Source organism: Tistrella mobilis KA081020-065, from assembly GCF_000264455.2.
GTDB lineage: Bacteria > Pseudomonadota > Alphaproteobacteria > Tistrellales > Tistrellaceae > Tistrella > Tistrella mobilis.
Genome location: NC_017966.1, coordinates 13,259 through 32,729 on the forward strand (window position 1 = coordinate 13,259; position 19,471 = coordinate 32,729).

The following is a 19,471-nucleotide window of genomic DNA, read 5'->3' on the forward strand; positions in this document are numbered from 1 at the left end:
CGGTCAGTCTCCGATCAGGATCCGGGCCTCGCCCTCGGCAACCCGGCTGCCGCACGAGACCGGATCGTCGATCCGGCCGATCGCGCGGCCGCCGACCGTCAGACGCGGCGCACCGGCTGCAAGCACGCCGCCATGGGTTTCGGGAATGGCGGGGCAGGTATGGGCGGCGAAGGCATGGCCGACCAGGACGACCGGCCGGCCGCCCACGGTCAGCCGCGTCTCGCCTTCGATCGACGGGCGGCCCGGCCAGCAGCCATGGCCGGTGCAGGCATCGCCTTTCAGCGTCACGGGCGGCATGGGGTCAGCCTCCTTCCAGAAGCCGGATCGCCTGGGCGTCGACATGAATGGTGCCGCCGGCCCGGATCACCAGATCCCCGGGAAGGTCGATCACCACCCGTTTCGCCGCCCGGTCGACCGTGACACTCGACCCGTCGCCATGGACGGTGCGGTGGATATCGGCCGAGGCTGCCGGTGCCGGTGCGCCGGTCGAATAAAGCGCGGGCAGGATCACCCCCAGCCCCGGCTCGCCTTCAGGACAGAGCAGCACCACGGCCTCGCCGGGTTCCGGTGCCCACCAGCTGCGATCACCGCCGGCGCGGGTGGTGATCCAGGGCAGCCAGGCGGTCAAAAGCTCACCCGACCGGACGCGGGCGCGGGCATTGGCGGGGTCGGTCTCGGCGATCACCCCGCGGCGGAGCAGGTTGACGAGCCGGCGTTCCAGCTCGCTCACTCGGAAAGCGAGATCCGGGCTCATGGCTGGCCTCCGCCTGCATCCGGATCGTCCAGGCCGGTCACCGGCACGTAGTCCGCGACGTGATCGGGGCCGATCCGCGGAGCGAAGCCCGCCAGAATCTCCGTCGGCAATGGGTCGACCGGCTCGGCCGGTGCCTCGCCCAGCACCACCTCCTGCAGCCATTCGACCCGCCAGAGGCAGATGGCTGGATCCGCAGCCGGGGGCGTGTACAGACCGGCGGCAACGTCATGCGGGGCACCGGGTGCCGGCTCGTCGTCTTCCGCAACACCGGCCGGATCGGCCAGCGGGGCGGCGAGCGGCAGGCGGCCCGTGACCGCTTCGACCAGATCCAGCGCAGCCCGATCGCGATCGCCGGCGTCGTCATGCCGGGTGGCGATCCAGGCGGCCAGAGCCGCAGCATGGAGATGACGGCCGTCATCCATCATCCGGCCGCGGCCGAGGCCGGTGACGATCACCGTCACCAGTGCCTCGGTGCCGGCCGGCTCCGCGCCGATCAGCGCGGCTGCGACCGCGGCATCCACGGCACCGGGATGGGACCGGCAGACGGCAGCCTCGGGGAGCCAGGCGGCGATCAGCCCGGTCATCCGGTCGCGCAGCATCTGAAGACGTCGGGTGGACATGTGGGGCCGTTCCTCGTCGAAGGAGCCGGGACACCGGTCTTCCGGTGCCCCGCTTTGCCCGGCGGACCGGCCGGATACGCGGCCGGCCTGCCGGGGTGACGAGGGGGATGATGGCCCGGAACCGGCGCCGGGCATGCGCTGTACCGGTTCAGGTGAAATGCGACCGCATGGCGCTGCCGGTGATCAGGCCCCGGCGCGCCGTGCGGCCCGAACGGCCGCCCGGCAGGCATAGACCCAGCGTTCGGTCACGCCGAAGCGGCGCGCCACCGCATGCGCCGGGCCTGCGGCGTCGCCGATCAGGCGGCGGCGATCGGCCCGGTTTGTCGGGTGGCGCGGCAGGGTCAGATGGCCGGGACCGAAGGCGTCGCAGAACCGGGTCGCGGCCTCGGGCCCGATCAGGGCCGACAGCCAGTGGCCCCCGGTCCAGGCGCCCGGCGGACGGAATGTAGCGGCGGGTGCCGCCATAGCTGCCGATCAGCAGATCTGTGGCCTCGGCACCGATAAGCGCTGCGATGCGGGCTGCGCCTGGCTGGGTGGTCTCGGGTTCCGTGATCATGTCCGTGCTCCGGTTTTGTCGTCAGGTTCACGGGATGCGGCATAGCAGAGGCCGGAGCGGCGTCTCTACATACCCGGTGCTGCAACTGCCGGCCGGTTTGCGGCCGCAAACGAAAACCCCGCCATCCGATTGGATGGCGGGGGTCTGAGATCGTCCGACGGTCCCCTGTCGGGGCGGCGGGATCAGCTGTGGTAGGCGGCCTCGCCGTGGCTGGACAGGTCCAGGCCCTCGCTCTCGGCTTCCTTGCTGACGCGCAGACCGACGATCAGGTCGACGATCTTGTAGAGGATCAGGCTGCCGATGCCCGACCAGGCGATGGTGACCAGCACGGCCAGGATCTGGGTCCAGACCTGGTCGGCCATGGTCACGCCGTCGGCATAGCCGATGCCGCCGAGCGACGCGCTGGTGAACACGCCGGTGCCGACTGCGCCGATGATGCCGCCGATGCCGTGCACGCCGAACACGTCCAGGCTGTCGTCATAGCCCAGCTTGTTCTTCACCACGGTCACGAAGAAGTAGCAGATCGCCGAGGCGATGATGCCGAGCACGATCGCGCCCACCGGGCCGATCAGGCCGGCGGCCGGGGTGACGGCGACCAGGCCGGCGACGATGCCCGAGGCGGCGCCCAGCATCGAGGCCTTGCCGCGGGCGAGGCTTTCGATCACCACCCAGGCGACCAGCGCGCCGGCAGTGGCGGTGAAGGTGTTGATCATGGCAAGGGCGGCACCGCCGGTGGCTTCCAGGTTGGAACCGGCGTTGAAGCCGAACCAGCCCACCCACAGGATCGAAGCACCGACCATGGTCAGCGTCATCGAATGCGGGGCCATCATGTCACGGCCGAGACCGGTGCGCTTGCCGACCATGATGCAGCCTACCAGGCCCGCGATGCCGGCATTGATGTGCACGACCGTGCCGCCGGCGAAATCCAGCGCGCCCCAGGCGAAGAGCATGCCGTCCGAATCCCACACCATGTGGGCGATCGGGAAGTAGACGAAGGTGACCCACAGGATGACGAACAGCACCACCGCCGTGAAGCGCATGCGCTCGGCGAAGGCGCCGACGATCAGTGCCGGGGTGATGCAGGCGAAGGTCATCTGGAAGCAGATGAACACGTATTCCGGGATCACCACGCCGTCGGTGAAGGTGGCGGCGACGCTGTCCATGGTGACGCCGGCGAGGAAGGCCTTGTCGAGCCCGCCCCAGAACATGCTGGGGGCATCGCCGAAGGCCATCGAATAGCCCCAGAGCGTCCAGACGATGATCACCACGCCGGTGATCATGGTGCACTGCATCAGCACCGAGAGCATGTTCTTGGCGCGCACCAGGCCGCCATAGAACAGTGCCAGACCCGGCAGGATCATGAAGAGGACCAGGATGGTGGAGACCATCATCCAGGCGGTATCGCCCTTGTCCATCGTCACGGCGGCCTCGGTGGCCGCCTCTGCGGCTGCGGGTGCCGCATCCTGCGCCCAGGCCGGCAGCGCCGACAAGGCGAGGGCGGGCGCCGCAGCGAGTAGGGTTTTCAGGTGCTTCATTACTATCCCCTGGTCCTCGAGGAACTGCATGACTGCGAAGCGGTCGAAAGTCGGTCTTCATCGGCGGGCCGGTGAGGCCCGGACGCGGCCACCGCCCCATAAGGCAAACTTCGCGCCAATTTCCGAAGTCACGGAAAACTCACCCGAAAAACCCTGGTCGGCCACGGCGGTGCAGCATGGTGCACGCTCATTGAATGATCAGACGCCTAAAATGCAGGCAATTGTCACATATGGGCAGAGACGCAGATGCCGCCCCGTCCGGGCGGACGGGGCGGCATGCAGCGCTGCTTTTGCGACGGGTGGACCCGGGCGGTCAGACCGGCCGGTCGGTCCCCTTGATCGTGGTCCGGTGCATGATCCGCCGGTACTTCACATCGTCATAGGGGGTGGCCTTGTGCATGGTGCAGCGGTTGTCCCAAATCAGCAGATCGCCCTCCTGCCATTTGTGGCGGTAGACGAATTCGTCCGAGATCGCATGAGCGTTGAGCGTGGCGAGCAGCGCGGCCGCCTCGTCCGCCGGCAGGTCCAGGATCTCCTTCACGATATCCTCGCCCACATAGAGCGACAGCCGGCCGGTCTCGGGATGGGTGCGCACCACCGGGTGCACGACATCCGGGGTGGCGGCGCGCTGGGCATCGGTCAGCGGCTCGCGATCGCCGAAGGCCTTGTCGTAATAGCCGGCATAGGAATGCACCGCCTTCAGATGGCGGATCTTCGCCTGCATCTCGGGGTCGAGCGCCTCCCAGGCGGCATGCATCGACGAGAACAGGGTGTCAGCACCTTCCGGCGGGCATTCGCGGGCGTAGAGCACGGATCCGAAGCAGGGGATCTCCAGATAGGACCAGTCGGAGTGCCAGTTCCAGCCCTCCTTGTGGTTGCCGATCGAGCGGCCGGCTTCCTTGACGTTCGACAACACATAGATTTCGGGATGCGCCGTCGTCAGGTACTGGGTCAGCACGTGGATCTGCAGATCGCCGAAATGGCGCGAGAAGGCGATGTGCTGGGCCTCGGTCAGGTTCTGGCCGCGCAGCAGCAGCACCGAATGCGTGTTCAGCAGGTCGCGCATCTCCGCGACCATGGCATCGGAAATCGGCGCCGAGGCGTCGACGCCCAGGATCTCGACGCCGATCACGGGCGAGAGTTCCTTGATCTCCATGAGACTGATCCTTCCGTGCAGACGTGGGGGAATTGTCGGTGGTCTCTGATCCGCGTAGCCAGGGGCCACGACGTCAGTCGGCGTAGCCGGGGGCGACGTCTCTGAGCAGGCGCAGGAAACCCGGCCATTCGCGAAAGCCAGGGCGTTTGATGTCGCCGGCGAATTCGGTGAACTGGCGGGCGGCCTTTTCCGAGACCTCGGGCGGCGGCAGGGCCAGACTGCCGCCGGATGCCGCCGCGGCCGCCTGGGCCTTCAGCTGGATCCGGGCCGCGCGCTCGAAGTAATAGGCCAGCATGAAGGCCTCGGGGATCGTCTGGCCGACGGTCAGGAAACCGTGATTGCGCAGCAGCAGCACCCGGTGCTGGCCGATATCGGCCACCAGCCGGTCCTGTTCCTCCAGATCCAGCGCCACGCCTTCGTAGGGGTGGATGCCGATCCGGTTGTGGAAATGCATCGCGAACTGGCTGACCGGCAGCAGCCCCTCGGGCAGGGCCGAAACCGCGGTTGCCGCGTCCGAATGCAGATGCAGCACACAGATCGCATCGGCGCGGGCACGGTGGATGGCGGCATGGATCACGAACCCGGCCCGGTTGACCTCGCCTGCGCCATTGCACAGCTTGTTGCCCTCAAGATCGATCTTGAGCAGCGAGCTTGCCGTGATCTCGCGGAAGAACATGCCATAGGGGTTGATCAGGAAGTGGTGATCGCTCCCCGGCACCCGGGCGGAGATGTGGTTGTAGATCAGGTCGTCCATGCCGAAATGGGCGACGAGGCGATAGCAGGCGGCCAGCTGACGGCGCAGCTCGTCTTCGGTCGCGGGATGGTCGGAGACGGACATCATGTCCTCGTTTTCAGGAAATCACTGCCACCAGACCAGCTTGCGGTCGACCCAGACCAGCAGCAGGTACAGGATCATGCTGGCGACCGATGCGGTGAGCACGCCGGCCCAGACCAGCAGGAAATCGACCTGCTGGGTGGCCTGGAAGATCACCCAGCCGATACCGGCATAGGCGCCGAGCATTTCAGACACGATCGCGATCAGCACCGCACGGACCACCGCGACCCGGAGCCCGTTCACCACCGAGGGCAGGGCCGCCGGCACCCGCAGCTTGGCCATGATGGTGATCGGGCCGGCGCCGAAGCTGCGCATCAGGTTGATCGCCGCCTCTTCGGGCCGCTTCAGCCCGTGCAGCGTGTTGACCAGGATCACGAAACCCACGGCGAGCGTGACCATGGCGATCTTGGAAGCCGGGCCGATCCCCAGCCAGATCAGCGCGAGCGGGGTATAGGCCACCACCGGTACCGAATTGATCGCGACCACAACCGGCATCAATCCGCGTTCGACCGCCGGCAGGAAGACCATCAGCATGGCCAGCGCCACACCGATGGCAGTGCCGAGCGCGTAGCCGAGGCCCGCTTCATAAAGCGTCGCCTGCAGGGCGGTCAGCATCATCGGCAGGTCGTCGATGGTGGCGCCGAAGATGGCGGTGAGCGAGGGCAGCACATAGGGCTTCACGTCGAAGGCCCATATGGCGGCCTCCCAGATGCCGCCGATGACCGCCAGGCCCAGGACCACCGGCAGGACCCGCTCGCGCAGAACCGCGCCGATGTTCAATCCTGCCGCCACCATATGAACTTCCTTTCGAACAGGGAGACCACGGTATAGAGGGCGGAGCCCAGCAGGCCGCAGGCAAGGATGATCGCCCAGAGCCGCGGCACGGCTTCGGTGTACATCGCCTGGATCAGCATCACGCCCAGCCCCACCGTGTCGCCGAACCATTCGCCCACGATCGCGCCGATCAGGCTGAGCGAGATGCCGAGCCGGAGCGCCACCGCGATCACCGGCAGGGCGGTGGGGAAGCGCAGCTTGCGGAAGATGGTCCACTCGCCGGCACCGAAGCTCTTCATCAGCGCCACCTTCTGCGGGTCGCAGCCCAGCAGGCCGCGATGCGTGTTCACGGTGACGGGGAAGAAGGTTACGTAGAAGGCGATGATCACCTTCGACAGGATGGTATTGCCGAACCAGATGATCACCAGCGCGCCGAAGGCGATGACCGGGATGGTCTGCGACACCACGAACAGCGGAAAAAGCGCCCGTTCCAGATTGCGGGAATAGGCGAAGACCACGCCGCAGAAGATGCCGAAGGCCGATCCGGTCAGGAAGCCCAGCACGGTTTCAAGGAAGGTGCGGCCGGTGCTGCGCAGCAGATAGGACCAGACCGAGGCGGCATCGGCCAGCACCACCGACAGCGGCGGGAAGAACGAGGCCGGCACCTCGAAGATCCGGGTGATGCCTTCCCAGAGGATGGCGAGGGTGATGATGGTCAGCAGCGGCAGTCGCACCGCCTGCCAGACCCGTGCCGCCGGCCCGCCGGATGCCCGGGCGGCACTCATCCCGCACCCCCGGTCGTGGAGACGAAGCTCTTGCGGGCTTCCTCCTCGATCGCGCCCAGCAGGCGGCGCTTGATCTCGATGAATTCGGGCGAGGTCACGATACCGGCATCGCGCGGACGTGGCAGCTCGATCACCTCGTCGCATTTGATCGTGCCGGGACGCGACGTCATCACCACCACCCGGTCGCCCAGGAAGATCGCCTCGTCGATGTCGTGGGTGATGAACAGCACCGTACGGCGATAGCGCGCCCAGATGTCGAGCAGCCAGCGCTGCATCATCGCCCGGGTCAGCGCATCCAGCGCGCCGAAGGGTTCGTCGAGCAGGATCATGTCGCGCTCGAACAGGAAGGTGCGCATCAGCGCCACCCGCTGGCGCATGCCGCCCGACAGCTGGTGCGGATAGTGCTTCTCAAAGCCCTTCAGGCCGAAATCCGGCAGCATCTCCAGCGCCCTGGCGCGGGCGGCGGCCTTGGGCGTGCCCTCCACCTCCAGCCCCAGGATGGCGTTGTCGACCACATTGCGCCAGGCGAACAGAAGATCGCGCTGCGGCATGAACGACACCTTGCCGAGCAGGGCGCCATCGGCCATCGGCCGGCCATGCATCAGGATCGAGCCGTCATCGTCGGCCGGCAGCAGCCCGCCCACCATGTTGAACAGGGTGGATTTGCCGCAGCCCGAGGGGCCGACCAGACAGACGAACTCGCCCTCGCGGATCTTCAGGTTGACGTTCGAGACTGCGGTCACCTGCGCCGGGCCGTCGCCGAACCGCTTCCACAGATTGACCAGTTCGAGCAGGGGCGGCTTCTCCCCCGCCACGGCCGGGGCCGTGGCGGCAGAGGAGACGGAAGACGACGAGGGCGCCATCGCGGTGCTGGTGGAGGAGGGGGGCATCATCCGCCTTTCCGCTCTCAGAGCTTCTTGTCTTCGGCCGGGACCTTGTCCCAGAAGGAGGGATCGAACGCGGCCTTCAGATCGACCGGAGCCTTCATCACGCCATTGGCGAGCAGGATGTCGTGCTGCTTCTGCAGGCTGTCGAAATCGATCGCGAGCAGGCCGTCGCTGGCGCCCTTGCCATAGACCATCACGTCCTGGATGGCCTCGATCATGGCTTCCTGATGCTTGCGATCCATGCCGGGATCGGCCTTCATCATGATGTCGATCGCCTCGGCCTTGTGCTCGAGCGCATATTTCCAGCCCTTGAGCGTGGCGGTGAGAAAGCCCTGTACCAGCTCCGGCTTGTCCTTGACGGTGTCGGTGGTGGTGACCAGCGTGTCGCGCTGCACGGTGATGCCGAAATCATCGGGCTGGAACAGCACCAGATCGGTCAGGCCGCGCGACTTCAGCGTGTTCAGCTCGTTGTAGAGCGTTGCGGTCGCGACATCGACCTCGCCGTCGATGAACGGGTTCAGCGACACCGACTGCGGCATCAGGGTGAAATCGCCCTCGCCGACGCCGCCGGTCGCCAACATCGCCTTCAGCGTGTACTGCGCGCCGGTGTACCAGGTGGAGACCTTCTTGCCCTTGAAGTCGGCGAGCGTCTTGATGCCGCTGTCGGGCTTGGTGACGAAGGCATAGGGCGTCTTCTGATGCGAAACGCCGATCGCGACCAGGGGCATGCCCTTGTCCACCGCCGCCAGATGGCTTTCCACGCCGCCGGTCAGGCCGAAAGTATCGGCGCCCGAAGCGACCAGCGCTTCGGCGTTCAGGTTCGGGCCGCCTGGATTGATGGTCAGGTCGATGCCCTCGGCTTCGTAGAAGCCCTTGGCCTTCGCGACGTAGAAGCCGGCGAACTGCGCCTGGGGCAGCCATTTCAGCCGGAGCGAGGCTTTCTCTGCCGCCCGGGCATCCTGGGCGCCGCCCAGGGTCGCGGCCGCCAGCAGCGGTGCCGCAAGCGCAAGGGCGACGGCGGCCCGGCGGGCGCCTTTCGCGAAGAGGGGTGCGAAAGCCATGTCGTCTGGTCTCCTCGATCGTCGGGGGCCGTTGAAGGCGTGGCGGCGGTGATGTCGACCATGGGCCTGCGGTCCGGGTTGCGGAACCTGGCTGCATGCCATGTCATGCGGGTGCTGCCTTTGCGGCACCCTGCCGGAGCGTTGCAACGGCCGTGCCAGACGCGGCAGCGTGTGACGGAGAGATGACGGTTCTGCCCGCAATCGGCCGCAGACCGCCGTGCACCGGCCGCGTGCACGAATGCGCGGCACAGCATTCTTGTATGCAAGAAAGCCAAAGGCCGCATAAAATTTGGCCAATTTCGGATATGTGTGCCCAAATTTTCCGCACGGAAGCCCGAATGCTCATGAAAAAGGCATGGATGCCCTGGTGCGATCTGGACAGATTGCGCGGTTCTCGATACAAAAAATGCAGATCTGCATGCAGGAGATGGCGACATGGTCGACGTACCGCCCGCCGCCGGCAGCCCGGGGCTGCCCTTCACGCCCGACGAACGGGCGGATTATCGCAGCATCCGCGAAAGCCAGGCCCGGGATTACGAAATCCAGGAGCGCCACATGGCGCGTCATCGCCAGGGCACGCCGGATCTGTATCTGCGGCTGCTGGCGGGGTTGGCGACCCCGCATCTCGGCTTCCCGATCGACCGGCTGGAACATTCCCTGCAAACGGCAAGCCGGGCCCTGCGCGACGGCCGGGACGAACTTTATGTCTTCGCGGCGCTGTTCCATGATGTCGGCGATGCCGTTGCACCCGCCAATCATCCCGAGGCCGGGGCGGCGATGCTGCGCCCCTATGTCTCCGACGATCTTTACTGGATGGTCCGCCATCACGGCAGCTTCCAGGGTTATTACTACTGGCACTTCCTGGGCCGCGACCGCGACGCGCGGGAGAAATACCGGGATCATCGCCTGTTCGGCTTCACCGCCGAGTTCTGCGAACTCTATGATCAGGCGGCCTTCGATCGGGACTACCGGTCATTGAGCCTGGCGGATTTCGAGCCACTGGTGCGGGAGGTGATGTCTCGGCCGCGGAATTTCGTCCCCGACTAATGCAGAGGGCCTGTGCGTATGCTCATCCGGCGGTTCTGCGTGCATGGTGACGATAAAACCGCTATTGTCCGCGGGGCGGTATCGCTCCGCCGTCTCCGTTGAGCGGATCCGCGCCCCCATGAAGATGGTGTCATGAAGATCAAGACGGTGCCCGTGGTGACCGAAACCCGTGCCGAAAGCCTGCGCCGCAGCCTGGAACAGCAGATCGTCCGTGGCGAGCTGCGCCCCGGCGACCGGCTGGACGAGGTGGAACTGGCCGAGCGCTTCAACGTGTCGCGGACCCCGGTGCGCGAGGCCCTGCATGCGCTGGCCGCGGCCGGGCTGATCGAGATGCGCTCCCGCCAGGGGGCGACGGTGTCCACCGTGTCGATCTCGATGCTGCTGGAGATGTTCCAGATCATGGCCGAGCTGGAAGGCCTCTGCGCCAGCTTTGCCGCCCGCCGCGCCAATGCCGCCCAGCGCCGCAACCTTCAGGCCATCCATGAACGCCTGGTCCGGGTGATCCAGGACGACGAGCCCGAGGCCTTCTACGAGGTCAACCGGGAATTCCACGAGGCGATCTACGATGCCTCGAATTCCGAATTCATCGCCGAACAGACGCTGGCGCTGCGCAACCGCGTGTCGCCCTATCGCCGCTATGTCACCTTCCTGCCTGGCCGGATGACCGCAACGCTGGACGAGCACGAGCGGGTGCTGAACGCGATCCTCGCCGCCGATTCCGCCGGCGCCCAGGCGGCGATGCGCGATCATGTCACCCTGCTGGGCGACAATCTGACCGACTTCATCGCCGCCATCCCGCCGAGCGTGCTCAAAACCGCCTGAGCCCCTGGCCAGGCGTTCCGGCGATTATTTCACGCCGACATGCCGTTCGGCCGGGACACGAGCGGTCCGGAATTCGTAGGTGATCTCGTCGCCTTCGGCCGACAGGATACGCAGTTCGGCACGATCGCCCGACTGCCGCTCGCACCAGCTGCCCGGCGACGCCTGGCGGGCCTGATAGCTGCGGGTGCCAGCCTGGCTGCCGACATAGTCGAAATCGATCGTGCAGTTCCGCGGCGCTCCGAAGGCCAGGCGCAGGCGGTTCTTCGCCTCCCCGCCTCACCCGGCACCAGCAGCATCACCGCCTGCGGCCGGTCATTGATCATGAAGACCGAGTGATAGCGGCCAGCGGTCTCTTCCGCCGCCTGCGCCGGCATGGCGGCCAATCCGAGAAGCAGGGCCAGGGTGGTGCGTGTCATGAGTGACATCCGTCGGGCTTTCGATCGAGGGTGACGATCTTCGCATCATAGATGCAATTTTCAGGTCATGTGCGCCGATCTGCCCTGATCCATCCGCAGGCCGGTATAGGGGCGTGCGAATTCCCCTTTTCATCGCCCCGCCCCGGTCACATGATGGCCAATGTGTAGTGACCTGCGGAGCATCGGCGTGTCCGTCCGGGGCGTCATCTTGAGCCTTCTGGTCGTGCTGCTCTGCGTGGTCGGGCGGCATGGGTTTGCTGTTGAGGCAGAACCGGCCGCCGGGCGGCCGGTTCTGGATCCGGCGCAGCAGGCCTGGCTTGCCGCTTACGGTCCGGTCACCTTTGGGGTGGTGGAGGCCGGCTGGCCGCCCTATGACAGCGTCACCGCCGACGGCAGCTGGGAGGGGATGAGCGCCGATTACGTGGCCGCCATCGCCCGGGCTGTGGGCGCCCGGATCCGCGAGGTCCGCTTTCCCGACTGGAACGCTGCGATCGCTGCCCTGAGCGCCGGGCAGATCGACGCCCTGGCCAGCATGAACCGCACGCCTGCGCGTGAAGCGGCGATGAGCTTCACCACCGCCTATGTCACCAGCCGGGCGGTGATCGTCTCTCCGCGCGACCGCCTGCCGCCGACATCCCTGGACGACCTGGCGGGCGAGACCGTCGCCATGGAACGCGGCTATGCCACCACCGAGCATCTCGCCGCCGGCTATCCCGCCATCCGGCTCGCCCTGGTCGCCGATACCGCCGCGGCGCTTGACATGGTCGCCTCGGGCCAGGCCGCCGCCTATGTCGGCGAAATGGCGGCCGCGAGCTGGATCATCCGCCACCGCCGGCTGGACGGGCTGCAGATCGGCGCCGTGACCGATCTCAACACCGGCGCGCTGTCCATCGCCGTCACCCGCAATCTGCCGCCGCTGACCGGGATTCTGTCCGCCGGCATCCGCGCATTGACGCCCGAACAGCACCGCGAGATCCGCGGCCGGTGGCTGTCTTCGGTGGCCGTCGGCATGCTGGATGTAGCACGGCCGCGCCTTGATGATCGTCAGGCCGACTGGATCGCGCGCCACCGGGTGCTGACGGTCGCGGCCACCCGCAGTACCGCACCGCTCGGTTTCATCGACCGCAATGGCCACCATGCCGGCATCGCCGCCGATGTGCTCGACCACATCGCCACCGCCACCGGTTTCACCATTAATCTGGTGCCGGCTGACAGCCCGGCCGAGGCGCGCCGTCTGCTGTATGAAGGCCGGGTCGATGCGGTGGCGAGCCTCGGTCATCTGCGCGAGGTGGAAGACGGCATCGTCTTTCCGGTCGCCCATGCCCGCACCCCCTGGGTGCTGGTCGACCGGATCGACACCAAGCCGATCCAGGCGGCGGGTGACCTGTTCGGGCGGCGGGTCGCGGTGGTCGACGGCAGTGCGGTCGCGGCGGCGGTGAAGGGTATCGCACCGGGGCTGGTGGTCACCCGCTGGCCGACGGCCGAGGCGGCGCTCAAGGCCGTCGCCGGCGGTGCCGCCGATGTGGCCGCGGCAGAGCTTGCGGTGGCCAGCTGGGAAATCCGCCGGCTTGGCCTGGGCAATCTGAAGCTGACCGGTCTGCCAGGCGGCAATGATGTCGTCTTCGGCCTGGCGGTCCTGGCCGACAGCCACATGCTGGCCGGCATCCTGCGGGTGGCGGGTGCCGATCTCGACACCGGCACGCTCAACGCTATCACCGCCCGCTGGCAGGAGGGGCGGTTCGAACAGCGGCTCGACCTGTCTGTCGTGCTGCCCTGGATCCTGCCGCCGGCCGCGGCGATCCTGGCGGCGCTTGCGATCTTCGGCATCTGGAACCGGCGCCTGAAGGCAGAGGTCGCCGAGCGGGCGCGCGCGGAAGAAGACAGTGCCGAAGCGACGGCCCGGCTTCGGATGATCCTGGATCTGCTGCCCGGCGCCGTCTATCTCATCGGGCCCGACGGCCGGCTGCGCTTCGTCAACCCCGGTTTCGCCAGCCTGTTCGGTGTGCCGGCAGACATCGCTCAGCCCGGCATGGCGATGATGGACGTCGTCCGCCGCTTCGCGACCGAAGGCGTCTACGGGCCGACCGACGATCCTGAGGCCGTCGCGCGCCGGCGCTGGGATGCCTTTCTGGGCGCCCCCAGCACCGGCACGCTTGCCACTTTCCTCACCCTGCCCGACGGGCGTTCGGTCAATGTGGTGCGCTCACCCTCCACCGCCGACGGGGTGCTGTGTGTCGCAACCGACGTCACCGACCGGGTGCGCGCGGAACGGGCGCTGGAGGCGAGCGAGGCGACGCTCCGCGGCATCATCGCCTCGGCCTTCGATGCCATCGTGATGATCGATGCCCGCGAACATGTTCTGTTGTGGAACCCGGCGGCCGAACAGCTCTTCGGCTATGCTGCGGCCGATACGGTGGGGCGCAATGTCCACGACCTGATCACGCCCGACCGCCACCGGGCGGTGCTGAGGGCGGGGGCTGCCCGTGCCATGGCCGATGCCGGCGACACCCCCTGGACGCGCACCCGCGAGATCGAGGCGCGGCGCGCCGACGGCACCGAATTCCCGGTGGAATTCAGCCTCTCGACCTTCAGGCTGCACGGTGCCTGGCATGGCGTGGTCTTCGTGCGCGACATCACCCCGCGCCGGCATGCGGCCGACGAGCTGGCCCGCGCCCGCGATCTGGCCGAGCAGGCCAGCCGGTTGAAGAGCGATTTCCTCGCCAATATGAGCCATGAAATCCGCACCCCGATGAATGCCGTGATCGGCATGACCCATCTGGCGCTCAAGACCGAACTCACCCCCCGCCAGCGCGACTATCTGCAGAAGATCCAGGGGGCGGCCGACGGGCTGCTCGGCATCATCAACGACATCCTCGACTTCTCGAAGATCGAGAACGGCCGGCTGGAGCTGGAGGCGGTGGATTTCCGCCTCGACGACGTGCTCGGCAATCTTGCGACCGTGATCGGCCATCGCGCGGAAGAGAAGCGGCTGGAATTCATCTTCGACGTTGCCCCCGACGTGCCCGGCACGCTTCTGGGTGATCCGCTCCGTCTGGGCCAGGTGCTGATCAACCTGGCCGGCAATGCGGTCAAGTTCACCGAGACCGGCGAGGTGGTGGTCTCGGTCCGGCTGGTGATCTCCGATGCCGATGGCCACCGGCTGCGCTTCGCGGTGCGCGACACCGGCATCGGCATGACGCCCGACCAGATGTCGCATCTGTTCGAGCCCTTCACCCAGGCCGACGGCTCCATCACCCGGCGCTATGGCGGCACCGGGCTCGGCCTCAGCATCAGCCGCCGCCTGGTCCGGATGATGGATGGCGAGGTGACGGTTGAGAGCACGCCCGGTGCCGGCAGTGTCTTCACCTTCGATGCCGCCTTCGGCCGCAGCCGTGCCCGCTGGTCGCGGATCACGGCACGGCCGGATCTGCGCGGCCTGCATGTGCTGGTGATCGACGACAACCCGCTCGCCCGCCAGGTCTTGACCGGCATGCTGGAGGGCATGGCCTTCCGGGTGGTGGCGGTGCCCTCGGGGGAGGCGGGGCTGGAAGCGCTCGCCCGCGGCCGCGAGGTGGAGGATCCCTATAGCCTGGTCCTGCTCGACTGGCGGCTGGGGGCCGGGCTCGACGGGCTCGCCACCGCCGGGTTGATCGCCCAGGCGGCGGCCGAAGCGGGCGCGCCGGTGCCGCCGATCGTGATGATCACCGCCTTCGGGCGCGACGATCTGCGCCAGTCGGCCGAGGCGGCGGGCATCCGGGCGGTGCTGGGCAAGCCCTTCAACGCCTCCACCCTGTTCGACACCATCATGCATGTCTTCGACGACGGCGGCGGTGATGATGTCCGGGCGGCAGCCACCCAGGCCCTGCCCGATCTGCGGGGCGGGCGGGTGCTGCTGGTAGAGGACAATGCCCTTAACCAGCAGGTGGCGCTGGAGCTGCTGGAGGCCGCGGGGCTGGTGGTCGATGTCGAAACCGACGGTCGGGCGGCGCTCGACCGGCTGGTGGCAGGGCCGCGACCGCCGGTGCACGATCTGGTGCTGATGGATCTGCAGATGCCGGTGATGGATGGCTACGAGGCGACGCGGGCGATCCGGGCGACGCCCGGCCTGGCGAATCTGCCGATCGTGGCGATGACCGCCCATGCCCTGGCCGAGGAACGCCAGCGCTGCCTGGAGGCGGGCATGAACGACTGCGTCACCAAGCCGGTCGATCCGGAGCGGCTGATGGCGGTGGTGGCGGGGTTCGTCCGTCCCGGCGGCGATCTGGCGGGCCTGCTGCCGGTCCTGCCGGCGCCGTGCGATCTGGCGGCCCTGCCGCCGCTTGCCGGCATTGAGGTGGAGGCGGCCCTGCGTCGCCTGGCCGGCAATGCCCGGCTCTATCGTGACCTGCTGTTGCGCCTGCTGGCCGATCATGCCGATGCCGCGGGCCGGATCCGCACCGCCCTCGGGTCCGGCGATGCGGCAGAGGCGCGGATGATCGCCCATGCCCTGGCCGGTGTGGCCGGCAATCTGGGCATCACGGCCCTCGCCGCCGCCGCGGGTGGGGTCGAGGCGGCGTTGAAGCATCCGGATGGCGACCCCGAGGCGGCGGTCGCGGCCCTTGAAGCGGCCTTCGATGCCGCGGCCGAGGTGATCCGGCCCCTGGCGGGGCTGGAAGACTCCGAACCGGATCCACCGCCGCCGGCCGATGCCGCCGCCGTCGCCCGGGCACATGATGCGCTTGCACGGCTGGCGGCTCTGCTGCGCGACAGCGACGGCGCCGCCGTCGACCTGTTCGAGGCCGAGCGCGGCACGCTTGTCGCGATCCTGCCCCCCGCCATGCTGGCGACACTGGGCGGGCGGATCGATGCCTTCGATTTTGACGGAGCCAGTACCCTGATCGCCGGCACCCTGATCGCCGGGGCCATGGAGGCGGACGAATGACCGACCGCAAGACCATTCTGCTGGTGGACGATACGCCGTCCAATCTCACCATTATCAACGCGGTGCTGAAGGACGACTACCGCACCCGCATCGCGACCGGCGGCGCCAAGGCGCTGGAGATCGCCGCCGGGCCCGAGGGCCGGCCCGATCTGGTGCTGATGGACGTGATGATGCCGGGCATGGATGGCTACGAGGTCTGCCGGCGGCTGAAGGCCGATCCGGCCACCGCCGACATTCCGGTTATCTTCCTGACCGCACTCCACGATGAGCGCGACGAGCGCGCGGGCTTCGCGGCGGGTGGGGTCGACTTCATCACCAAGCCGTTCTCGCCCGAGATCGTGCGCGCCCGGGTGCGCACCCATCTGGCGCTCAGGGAAGCCAATGCCCGGCTTGCGCGCCAGAATGCCGAGCTGGAGCGGCGGGTGGACGAGCGCACCCGCGAACTGGCCCTGGTCCGCGACCTGACCATCTTCTCGCTGGCCTCGCTGGCCGAAACCCGCGACAACGAGACCGGCAACCATATCCGCCGCACCCAGACCTATGTCCGCGAACTGGCACTGGCCCTCAGGGACCATCCCCGTTTCCGGGCCGAACTCGACGATGCCACCATCGACCTGCTCTACAAATCCGCCCCGCTGCACGATATCGGCAAGGTCGGCGTGCCCGACGCCATCCTGCTCAAGCCCGGCCGGCTGACGCCCGAGGAATTCGAGGTGATGAAGCAGCACGCCGAATTCGGCCGCGCCGCCATCGCCGCCGCCGAGGCCCGGATCGGCTCGGGCAATGGCAATTCCTTCCTCCGCTACGCTCGCGAGATCGCCCACACCCATCACGAAAAATGGGACGGCAGCGGCTATCCCCGCGGCCTTGCCGGCGATGCCATCCCGCTCTCAGGCAGGCTGATGGCGGTGGCGGACGTCTATGACGCGCTGATCTGCAAGCGGATCTACAAGCCCGCCTATTCCCACGAGACCGCCGTCGACATCATCACCCAGGGCCGCGGCACCCATTTCGACCCCGACATCGTCGACGCCTTCCTGACCCTCGCCGACCGCTTCCGCGACATCGCGGCGGAGTTTGCCGATCCGGAAGAGGCGTGACGCCCATATCGGGCGTCAGCGCCGGCGGCGGAGCTGCATCACACTCGCCACCGCCGCAAACCCCGCGCCAAGAATGGTGACGGCCATCCACCCGCCCGCCTGCCAGGCCGCTGTGGCTGTGGCGGAACCGGTGGCGCCGCCCAGGAACATGGCGCCCATGAACAGGGTGTTGATCCGGGCGCGGGCTTCCGGGGCGAGGGCGAAGATGACGTGCTGGTTGGAGACCAGGGCCGCCTGGACGGCGAAGTCGAGCAGGACGACGCCCGCGATCATGCCGGCGAGGCTGGTCCAGGCGCCGAAGATCGCCCAGGCGGCGAGGGTGCCGAGGGCGCCGGCCAGGATCACCCGGTCGGGGCCGCGGCGGTCGGCGATGCGGCCGGCGAGGGGCGCGGCCAGCACGCCGGCCATGCCGACCAGGCCGAAGGCGCCGGCGGCATCCGCCCCCAGGCCGAAGCGCGGATCCTGCAACCGGAAGGCGAGCACCGTCCAGAACACCGAGAAGGCGGCGAAGAGCAGCGCCTGGGTCGCCGCCGCCCGGCGCAGCGCGCCATGCGCCCGCCAGAGCCCGGCGAGAGAGCGGAGCGACGCAGCCCAGGTCAGGCCCCCGGCCGGCCGGGCCGGGGCATGGGGCAGGCGCCAGGCGAGCAGGGCCGCGGTGCCGAGCGCCAGCGGCACGCCCAGCCAGAACATCTCGCGCCAGCCGGCATGGCTGCCGACGAAACCGGCCAGCGTGCGGCTGAGCAGGATGCCGGCAAGCAGCCCCGACATCACCGTGCCGACCACCGCCCCCCGGCGTGCGGGCGCCGCCAGATGGGCGGCGAAGGGCACGATCTGCTGGGCGACGGTGGCGGCAAGGCCGATCGCGAACGACGCCGCCACCAGCAGCAGCGCATCGGGCGCCAGCGCCGCCCCGACCAGAGCCAGGGCGAGGGCCAGGAACTGCAGGGTGATCAGCCGCCGCCGCTCTACCAGATCGCCCAGCGGCACCAGCAGGAACAGCCCCGCGGCATAGCCCAGCTGGGTGGCGGTGGGCACCAGCGCGGTCGCGGTGCCGCTGAGGTCCTGTCCGATCAACCCCAGCAATGGCTGGTTGTAATAGATATTGGCGGCAGCAATACCGGTTGCGGCTGCCATGGTGAAGCTCAGGCCCCGGCCGATTCCGGTGGCCGGGGCGGCCTGGCCGGCCGTGCCGGCTGCGGTTCCTGCGGTCATGATCGCCTCGCATCTTGTTGGCCCCGCTAATCTGGCCTACCCTCAAGATCCGCGGTACCGGCCGCGATTGATCAGCCTGCCTATCGGAAAACGATATGATTGACCTGAACGACGTCGCGGTGCTGGTGGAGGCGGTGGCGGCCGGCAGCCTGGCGGGGGCGGCCCGCCGGTTGGGCATCGGCCCGATGGTCGCCTCGCGCCGGCTGGCGGCGCTGGAGGACGAACTCGGCGTGCGGCTGGTCCACCGCACCACCCGCGCCCTGTCGCTCACGCCCGAGGGCGAGGCCTTCTGGCCCTATGCCCAGACCCTGCTGGAGAACGCGACCGATGGCCGCGCTGCCGTGCGCCCGGCCGCGTCGGGGGCGGCGGGCCGGCTGCGGGTCACCTGTTCGGTACCTTTTGCGCGCAAGGTGGTGGCGCCGATGATGGGCGGCTTCCTGCGCGACAATCCGGCGCTGGAGGTGGAGCTGGTGGCGAGCGATGCGGTCGTCGACATCGTGGCCCAGGGGCTGGATCTCGCGATCCGCATCGCGCCCCTGCGCGACAGCACCCTGATCGCGCGGCGGGTGGCGCCCAATCCGCGGCAGCTGGTTGCCTCGCCCGCCTATTTGGCCGCCCGCGGCACGCCGTGCCGGGTGGCGGAGCTTGCGGATCATGACTGCCTCACTACACCCGGCACCGGCCACTGGTCCTTTTCGGGGCCCGCGGGCCCGCTTCGCCAGCGGGTGCGCGGACGCTTTACCGCCACTTCGATCGATGCCCTGCAGGAGGCCTGTATCGACGGGCTGGGCCTTACCATCATCGCCGACTGGAATGTCCGCGACGACCTCGCGACCGGCCGTCTTCGGGTCGTGACGCTTGAAGACGGCGCGCCCGAGCCGCTGACCATCTGGGCGATCCACCCCACCACCCGCTTCGTGCCGCCCAAGGTCCGTCTGTTCGTGGCGGCGCTGGAGGCGCATCTCGGCGCCCGCTGACGGCGTGTCGCGC

At 68.3% G+C, this 19,471-nt stretch carries 18 protein-coding genes; 6 read left to right on the plus strand and 12 right to left on the minus strand.

Features of this window, described 5'->3' with window-relative positions; all coding sequences use genetic code 11:
* Positions 1-3 precede the first annotated feature (3 nt).
* The 11 genes from TMO_RS20890 to TMO_RS20940 form a co-directional block, all read right to left on the minus strand.
* A complete protein-coding gene (locus TMO_RS20890; RefSeq protein ID WP_014752776.1) occupies positions 4-297 on the minus strand; it encodes a PAAR domain-containing protein in 294 nt (97 codons plus the stop codon).
* A gap of 4 nt (positions 298-301) precedes the next feature.
* The gene (locus TMO_RS20895) at positions 302-754 is read right to left on the minus strand and encodes a phage baseplate assembly protein V (RefSeq protein WP_014752777.1); all 453 of its coding nucleotides are present in this window, start codon (positions 752-754) and stop codon (positions 302-304) included.
* Complete coding sequence (locus TMO_RS20900) at positions 751-1,374, minus strand: hypothetical protein (protein WP_014752778.1); 624 nt, start codon at positions 1,372-1,374, stop codon at positions 751-753. Before TMO_RS20900 ends, TMO_RS20895 begins: the two co-directional genes overlap by 4 nt.
* A 183-nt stretch (positions 1,375-1,557) precedes the next feature.
* On the minus strand, positions 1,558-1,839 hold the full coding sequence (locus tag TMO_RS20905) for a hypothetical protein (protein WP_014752779.1): 282 nt from the start codon (positions 1,837-1,839) through the stop codon (positions 1,558-1,560).
* A gap of 273 nt (positions 1,840-2,112) precedes the next feature.
* A complete protein-coding gene (locus TMO_RS20910; protein WP_014752780.1) occupies positions 2,113-3,465 on the minus strand; it encodes an ammonium transporter in 1,353 nt (450 codons plus the stop codon).
* Positions 3,466-3,778: 313 nt separating this feature from the next.
* Positions 3,779-4,621 carry a TauD/TfdA dioxygenase family protein gene (locus TMO_RS20915; protein ID WP_014752781.1) on the minus strand — a complete coding sequence of 281 codons (843 nt, stop codon included), beginning with the start codon at positions 4,619-4,621 and terminating at the stop codon, positions 3,779-3,781.
* Positions 4,622-4,694: 73 nt separating this feature from the next.
* Positions 4,695-5,459: a class II aldolase/adducin family protein gene (locus TMO_RS20920; protein ID WP_014752782.1), complete on the minus strand. Its 765-nt coding sequence runs from the start codon at positions 5,457-5,459 to the stop codon at positions 4,695-4,697.
* Positions 5,460-5,480: 21 nt separating this feature from the next.
* A complete protein-coding gene (locus TMO_RS20925; RefSeq protein ID WP_014752783.1) occupies positions 5,481-6,251 on the minus strand; it encodes an ABC transporter permease in 771 nt (256 codons plus the stop codon).
* Positions 6,233-7,015: an ABC transporter permease gene (locus tag TMO_RS20930; RefSeq protein ID WP_014752784.1), complete on the minus strand. Its 783-nt coding sequence runs from the start codon at positions 7,013-7,015 to the stop codon at positions 6,233-6,235. The genes TMO_RS20925 and TMO_RS20930 overlap by 19 nt, the downstream gene beginning before the upstream one ends.
* Entirely contained in the window at positions 7,012-7,905 is an 894-nt protein-coding gene (locus TMO_RS20935; RefSeq protein ID WP_014752785.1) for an ABC transporter ATP-binding protein, read from the minus strand. Before TMO_RS20935 ends, TMO_RS20930 begins: the two co-directional genes overlap by 4 nt.
* Before the next feature lie 17 nt (positions 7,906-7,922).
* Positions 7,923-8,963, minus strand: coding sequence for an ABC transporter substrate-binding protein (locus TMO_RS20940; RefSeq protein ID WP_014752786.1), 1,041 nt, complete (start codon positions 8,961-8,963; stop codon positions 7,923-7,925).
* 435 nt (positions 8,964-9,398) lie between these two features.
* On the opposite strand from TMO_RS20940, the gene TMO_RS20945 reads away from it, so the two are divergent.
* The 5 genes from TMO_RS20945 to TMO_RS20965 all read left to right on the plus strand — a co-directional run bounded on the left by TMO_RS20945 (position 9,399) and on the right by TMO_RS20965 (position 17,269).
* Positions 9,399-10,010, plus strand: a complete 612-nt coding sequence (locus TMO_RS20945) for an HD domain-containing protein (RefSeq protein WP_014752787.1) — start codon at positions 9,399-9,401, stop codon at positions 10,008-10,010.
* Positions 10,011-10,142: 132 nt separating this feature from the next.
* A complete protein-coding gene (locus tag TMO_RS20950) occupies positions 10,143-10,832 on the plus strand; it encodes a GntR family transcriptional regulator (RefSeq protein ID WP_014752788.1) in 690 nt (229 codons plus the stop codon).
* Between the two features lie 39 nt (positions 10,833-10,871).
* Positions 10,872-11,168, plus strand: a complete 297-nt coding sequence (locus tag TMO_RS20955) for a hypothetical protein (protein ID WP_041607293.1) — start codon at positions 10,872-10,874, stop codon at positions 11,166-11,168.
* A 288-nt stretch (positions 11,169-11,456) separates the two neighbouring features.
* Positions 11,457-16,169, plus strand: coding sequence for a response regulator (locus TMO_RS29840; RefSeq protein ID WP_187297864.1), 4,713 nt, complete (start codon positions 11,457-11,459; stop codon positions 16,167-16,169).
* On the plus strand, positions 16,166-17,269 hold the full coding sequence (locus tag TMO_RS20965; protein WP_014752790.1) for a two-component system response regulator: 1,104 nt from the start codon (positions 16,166-16,168) through the stop codon (positions 17,267-17,269). The genes TMO_RS29840 and TMO_RS20965 overlap by 4 nt, the downstream gene beginning before the upstream one ends.
* Before the next feature lie 15 nt (positions 17,270-17,284).
* Here the strand turns inward: TMO_RS20965 and TMO_RS20970 are convergent, their stop codons facing one another.
* Positions 17,285-18,481: an MFS transporter gene (locus tag TMO_RS20970; protein ID WP_014752791.1), complete on the minus strand. Its 1,197-nt coding sequence runs from the start codon at positions 18,479-18,481 to the stop codon at positions 17,285-17,287.
* 95 nt (positions 18,482-18,576) lie between these two features.
* On the opposite strand from TMO_RS20970, the gene TMO_RS20975 reads away from it, so the two are divergent.
* Positions 18,577-19,458 carry a LysR family transcriptional regulator gene (locus tag TMO_RS20975; RefSeq protein ID WP_014752792.1) on the plus strand — a complete coding sequence of 294 codons (882 nt, stop codon included), beginning with the start codon at positions 18,577-18,579 and terminating at the stop codon, positions 19,456-19,458.
* Positions 19,459-19,471: the final 13 nt, after the last annotated feature.

Excerpts from the sequence above, each read along its gene's own strand:
- TMO_RS20890 (WP_014752776.1), bottom strand. The coding sequence starts at position 297 with ATGCCGCCCGTGACGCTGAAAGGCGATGCCTGCACCGGCCATGGCTGC.
- TMO_RS20895 (WP_014752777.1), bottom strand. The coding sequence starts at position 754 with ATGAGCCCGGATCTCGCTTTCCGAGTGAGCGAGCTGGAACGCCGGCTC.
- TMO_RS20900 (WP_014752778.1), bottom strand. The coding sequence starts at position 1,374 with ATGTCCACCCGACGTCTTCAGATGCTGCGCGACCGGATGACCGGGCTG.
- TMO_RS20905 (WP_014752779.1), bottom strand. The coding sequence starts at position 1,839 with ATGGCGGCACCCGCCGCTACATTCCGTCCGCCGGGCGCCTGGACCGGG.
- TMO_RS20910 (WP_014752780.1), bottom strand. The coding sequence starts at position 3,465 with ATGAAGCACCTGAAAACCCTACTCGCTGCGGCGCCCGCCCTCGCCTTG.
- TMO_RS20915 (WP_014752781.1), bottom strand. The coding sequence starts at position 4,621 with ATGGAGATCAAGGAACTCTCGCCCGTGATCGGCGTCGAGATCCTGGGC.
- TMO_RS20920 (WP_014752782.1), bottom strand. The coding sequence starts at position 5,459 with ATGTCCGTCTCCGACCATCCCGCGACCGAAGACGAGCTGCGCCGTCAG.
- TMO_RS20925 (WP_014752783.1), bottom strand. The coding sequence starts at position 6,251 with ATGGTGGCGGCAGGATTGAACATCGGCGCGGTTCTGCGCGAGCGGGTC.
- TMO_RS20930 (WP_014752784.1), bottom strand. The coding sequence starts at position 7,015 with ATGAGTGCCGCCCGGGCATCCGGCGGGCCGGCGGCACGGGTCTGGCAG.
- TMO_RS20935 (WP_014752785.1), bottom strand. The coding sequence starts at position 7,905 with ATGCCCCCCTCCTCCACCAGCACCGCGATGGCGCCCTCGTCGTCTTCC.
- TMO_RS20940 (WP_014752786.1), bottom strand. The coding sequence starts at position 8,963 with ATGGCTTTCGCACCCCTCTTCGCGAAAGGCGCCCGCCGGGCCGCCGTC.
- TMO_RS20945 (WP_014752787.1), top strand. The coding sequence starts at position 9,399 with ATGGTCGACGTACCGCCCGCCGCCGGCAGCCCGGGGCTGCCCTTCACG.
- TMO_RS20950 (WP_014752788.1), top strand. The coding sequence starts at position 10,143 with ATGAAGATCAAGACGGTGCCCGTGGTGACCGAAACCCGTGCCGAAAGC.
- TMO_RS20955 (WP_041607293.1), top strand. The coding sequence starts at position 10,872 with ATGCCGTTCGGCCGGGACACGAGCGGTCCGGAATTCGTAGGTGATCTC.
- TMO_RS20965 (WP_014752790.1), top strand. The coding sequence starts at position 16,166 with ATGACCGACCGCAAGACCATTCTGCTGGTGGACGATACGCCGTCCAAT.
- TMO_RS20970 (WP_014752791.1), bottom strand. The coding sequence starts at position 18,481 with ATGACCGCAGGAACCGCAGCCGGCACGGCCGGCCAGGCCGCCCCGGCC.
- TMO_RS20975 (WP_014752792.1), top strand. The coding sequence starts at position 18,577 with ATGATTGACCTGAACGACGTCGCGGTGCTGGTGGAGGCGGTGGCGGCC.